Annotated in this window: 1 protein-coding gene; it reads left to right on the top strand. The window is 63.3% G+C overall.

Annotated elements, in window-relative coordinates; all coding sequences use genetic code 11:
* The first annotated feature begins 71 nt into the window (after positions 1 to 71).
* Positions 72 to 1,445: a transposase gene (locus tag ACODTA_RS30285; protein ID WP_489071397.1), complete on the top strand. Its 1,374-nt coding sequence runs from the start codon at positions 72 to 74 to the stop codon at positions 1,443 to 1,445.
* Positions 1,446 to 1,522: the final 77 nt, after the last annotated feature.

Below are 1,522 nucleotides of genomic sequence, written 5' to 3' on the forward strand. Positions count from 1 at the left end.
GTTGAAAAACTCAGGCTTGAAGTAGCGCGGGCGTCCTGATTCAGTCTCCGTGAGAAGGTGGAGACGGGCTGATGATGGGTGAGCGGACGGTGGTGCAGGAGGCGCTGTTCTACGGCTTCAGCCTGGAGCGACATGTTCCGACGGATCATCTGCTGCGCTCGATCGACCGGTTCGTGGATCTGTCCGATATCCGTGAGCACCTGCGGCCCTTCTATAGCGAGACGGGCCGGCCTTCGATCGATCCAGAGCTGATGATCCGGATGCTAGTCATCGGCTATTGCATGGGTATCCGGTCCGAACGCCGGCTGTGTGAGGAGGTGCATCTCAACTTGGCCTATCGCTGGTTCTGCCGACTGGGGCTGGAGGGTGATGTGCCCGATCACTCGACCTTCTCCAAGAACCGGCATGGTCGCTTCCGCGACAGTGACCTGCTGCGACAACTGTTCGAGATGACGGTGGCACGCTGCATGGCCGAGGGGTTGGTTGGCGGCGAGGGTTTCGCGGTCGATGCCAGCCTCATCCGGGCTGATGTGCAGCGCCAGCGTTCGGTGCCGGGTGAGCAAGGCCTGCCGCCTGAAGCGGTCGGCCGCGCCGTCGATGAGTATCTGGACGTGCTCGACGACGCAGCATTCGGCGGCGCGACACCGGTCACGCCCAAGCGCATCAACCTCACCGACCCGGCATCGCGCTGGACCGCGGCGACGCGCGAGGCCGCCTTCTACGCCTACAGCACTAACTATCTGATCGATCTCGACCATGCGGTGATCGTCGATGTCGAGGCTACAACATCGGTCCGTCAGGCCGAAGTTACTGCCCAGCGCCGGATGATCGAGCGGACACAGCATCGCTTCGGGATCTGGCCCGAGCGCCTCGTGGCCGATACCGCCTATGGCTCGGCACCCAACCTGGCGTGGCTGGTCGAGGAGATGAGCATCGAGCCGCATATCCCGGTGTTCGACAAGTCCGCCCGGAGCGACGGCAGCTTCGAGCGCGCCGACTTCGTCTACGACCATCAAGACGACAGCTACATCTGCCCAGGGGGCAATCGCCTGCGGCGATCCAATCGCAACTTCAGCACCCCACGCAGCCGCGTCGATAAGGACGGATCGATCCGCTATCGCGCCCGCCAGCAGGACTGTCAGGGCTGCGACCTGCGGCAGCGATGTACGCCGAACATGCCGGCCCGCAAGGTCACCCGGTCGATCCACGAAGGCGCGCGAGACCTGGCCCGCGAAATCGCCACAACCGACGCGTATCTCGTCTCACGCCGCCAGCGGAAGAAAGTCGAGATGCTGTTCGCCCACCTCAAGCGCATCCTGAAGCTGGATCGACTGCGCCTGCGCGGCCCAAATGGCGCAAGAGACGAGTTCCACCTCGCCGCAGCAGCCCAGAACCTCCGCAAGATGGCCAAGATCATCCCGATGACCACGCCCGCGCTGGCCTGATCAGCAAAGGAAGACCGCTCGTCTTCATCGTGAACTCCGCCGCAACGATGCCGCAGCTGCCTTTTTCAACGGAATTG

Source organism: Sphingomonas sp. FG14, from assembly GCF_057809675.1.